We start from the raw sequence: 2,907 nt of genomic DNA, 5'->3' as shown, positions 1-2,907 counted from the left end.
CGGGTGTACGAGAAGCGCTGGACGACCTGCTGCGCACCTACCTCGACGCTGACGACCACTGATAGCCCTCGGCTATTCCGGCATAGCAAATATCGTTTTGACCAGCGCATTCGGCCACAAGGAGCCTTTGACTCAACCTGCTGACCCCGCAGTTGAGGAGCCGCGACATGGCCAAGGTGCTCTGCGTCCTGTACGACGACCCGACCGACGGATACCCCACGACGTACGCCCGCGACGACCTTCCCGCGATCGACCGCTACCCCGGCGGCCAGACCACCCCCACCCCCGAGGCGGTCGATTTCACGCCGGGCCACCTCCTCGGCAGCGTCTCCGGCGAACTCGGCCTGCGCTCCTACCTGGAGAAGGCCGGCCACACCCTCGTGGTCACCTCCGACAAGGACGGCGCCGGATCCGTCTTCGACCGCGAGCTGGCCGACGCGGACGTCGTCATCTCGCAGCCGTTCTGGCCGGCGTATCTGACACCGGAGCGCATCGCCGCGGCGAAGAACCTCAAGCTGGCCGTCACCGCGGGCATCGGCTCCGACCACGTCGACCTCGACGCGGCGATCGCGCACGGCATGACGGTCGCCGAGGTGACCTACTGCAACAGCATCAGCGTCGCCGAGCACGTGGTGATGATGACGCTGTCCCTGGTGCGCAACTACCTCCCCTCCCACCAGGTGGTCCTCGACGGCGGCTGGAACATCGCCGACTGCGTCACCCGTTCGTACGACCTCGAAGGCATGCACGTCGGAACGGTGGCCGCCGGACGCATCGGCCTCGCGGTCCTGCGCCGTCTCGCGCCCTTCGACGTGAAGCTGCACTACACCGACCGGCACCGGCTCCCCGAGGACGTCGAGCGCGAGCTGGGGCTGGTGTTCCACGAGAGCGCGGCCGACATGGTCCCGCACTGCGACGTCGTCACCATCAACGCGCCGCTGCACCCGGAGACCGAGGGCCTCTTCGGCGACAAGCTGCTGGCCACGATGAAGCGCGGCGCCTACCTCATCAACACGGCCCGGGCCAAGATCGTCGACCGGGACGCGGTCGACTGCGCCCTGCGCACCGGGCAGCTGGCGGGCTACGCCGGCGACGTCTGGTACCCGCAGCCGGCCCCGGCCGACCACCCCTGGCGCACCATGCCCCACCACGGCATGACCCCGCACATCTCCGGCTCCTCCCTGTCTGCGCAGGCCCGCTACGCGGCCGGCACCCGCGAAATCCTGGAGTCCTGGTTCGCCGGCCGCCCCATCCGCGACGAGTACCTCATCGTCAACGGCGGCGCCCTGGCAGGCGCCGGCGCGCACTCCTACTCGGTCACCAAGTAAGTCGCGGAGGCCACCGCCCACCGCCCTCAGAAGCGGTCGATGTGCACGTTCGTCGACTTCACCCGGGCAGTGGCCTCCACCCCGACCTCCAGCCCCAATTCCTCCACAGCCTCCCGCGTCAGCAGTGAAACCAGCCGGTGCGGCCCGGCCTGGATCTCTACCTGGGCCGCCACGTCACCGAGCTTGATCGCGGTGACGATGCCGGGGAAGGCGTTACGGACCGAGGTGTAGGAGGAGTCGTCCTCATCGCCACCTCCGCCCTTGGCGAGTTCCACGGAGAAGGCGGCCAGGTCCCTGCCGTCGATGAGCCGCCTCCCGCTCTCGTCCCGATGGGTCGCCACCCGGCCGGCGTCCGCCCACCGCCGAGCGGTGTCGGGACTCACGCCGAGCAGCCGTGCGGCCTGGCCGATTGTGTAGGACTGCATGGACGCCAAGATATGCCTTGAGAACAGCATTAACGCAGCAGCGGCGGCCTGCTGGAGAACACCAAGCTCGATCTCTTCAGCCGGCCGATCCCGTGGTACGCAATGGGCGCCCGAGTGCGGCGGTCGACGAGCGTCCGGCCGGGTGAATTGCATAAGAGAACGCGAACCGCGCGAGCGGGCAGGGGCGTCGTCCCGGACATGGAAGCGATCAATGAGGTGCACGTGTCCGAGCCCGGCCTGGTTGTGGTGGAGGTGGCAGCGGCGGACGACGAAACGGCGTTCGCTTTTCCACGCGGCGCTGGCCGCCCAGTGGGCGACAACATCCGTGGAGCGCACCACCCGGCAGGCCGGCCAGGCGGGCGTCCGGCTGGGTTGCTACCTCGATATGCGCCAGCCCCTCGGCCCGCCCCGTGAAGCGCCAGGCCCCCGGTAAAGGACCGTGCTGGTGAAACCCACGGCCCCATGGGAGATGGCCCGACCACCAGCGTGAGCGGACGATCGCCCACTTGTAGCCGGGTTCAGGCCTGCCGAGAGGTCGCGGACGGTAGGGAGGTCAGGTCGTCCAGGTCTTGATCTGAGCGGCGACTTCGCGTGCCGGGAGCCCGTCCCGGGCGGCGCGGGCCAGTGGCAGAAGTTGCAGTCGAGCGCAGGCGGCGGGCACGCGACACACAGTTGCCGGAATAGCGCCTTGACCCGTTCATGCCGAGGGCGTAATTTCGCCTTACACAACGAGAAGTAGGGCGGACGCGGTGAGCGGGATCGACAAGATGAAGCGGCATGCTTTTCGAAGCGCGGCATTATGTGGAGTTTTAGCTTTTTCCCTGCTCGGCGGAGCAGGCACCGCTTCCGCCGCACCCCCCGGCTTTGCCGGGCCATTCAACGCCCCGTGCAAGGGCACCAAAATGCCAGATGTCTCTCTTGGGATCTGGGACGCAAAACTCCAGATTTGGAGGGACCAAGCGTCTCAAACAATCTGCGCAAAAGTTTCCGACAATGCGGCCAGCCCACATCTCATGGGTGTACAGCTGGGGCGCACCGACTGGGCTACCTCGTTCACTTACGAGGACATCTATGACTCCTTCGCCGGGGTGATTTACATCTCGAAGGCCAGTCTTGGTCCCGGCGAGTCGGTCACCATTATCGGTTGGGTAGGG

The 2,907-nt window shown here is 67.3% G+C and carries 4 protein-coding genes and 1 pseudogene; 4 read left to right on the top strand and 1 reads right to left on the bottom strand.

Annotated features, from left to right (window positions below):
- Positions 1-167 precede the first annotated feature (167 nt).
- A complete protein-coding gene (locus tag ACZ7LV_RS38940) occupies positions 168-1,328 on the top strand; it encodes an NAD-dependent formate dehydrogenase (RefSeq protein WP_471946090.1) in 1,161 nt (386 codons plus the stop codon).
- A 26-nt stretch (positions 1,329-1,354) separates the two neighbouring features.
- On the opposite strand, the gene ACZ7LV_RS38935 is transcribed toward ACZ7LV_RS38940, so the two are convergent.
- Complete coding sequence (locus tag ACZ7LV_RS38935; RefSeq protein ID WP_471946089.1) at positions 1,355-1,753, bottom strand: TOBE domain-containing protein; 399 nt, start codon at positions 1,751-1,753, stop codon at positions 1,355-1,357.
- A 102-nt stretch (positions 1,754-1,855) separates the two neighbouring features.
- Here ACZ7LV_RS38935 and ACZ7LV_RS38930 point away from each other — a divergent pair.
- From ACZ7LV_RS38930 to ACZ7LV_RS38920, 3 genes and pseudogenes are all read left to right on the top strand, one after another.
- Positions 1,856-2,002 (top strand): annotated as a pseudogene (locus ACZ7LV_RS38930) (hypothetical protein); the annotation flags it as partial.
- Positions 1,965-2,186, top strand: coding sequence for a DUF6207 family protein (locus ACZ7LV_RS38925; RefSeq protein ID WP_471946087.1), 222 nt, complete (start codon positions 1,965-1,967; stop codon positions 2,184-2,186). The pseudogene ACZ7LV_RS38930 and the gene ACZ7LV_RS38925, both read left to right, overlap by 38 nt.
- Positions 2,187-2,502: 316 nt before the next feature.
- A partial coding sequence (locus ACZ7LV_RS38920; protein WP_471946086.1) for a hypothetical protein occupies positions 2,503-2,907 on the top strand: 405 nt, incomplete at its 3' end.

It is taken from the genome of Streptomyces sp. NPDC107562 (assembly GCF_055657325.1).
Note: the sequence above shows the minus strand (reverse complement) of the source record. Positions and strands in the feature narration are given on the sequence as shown.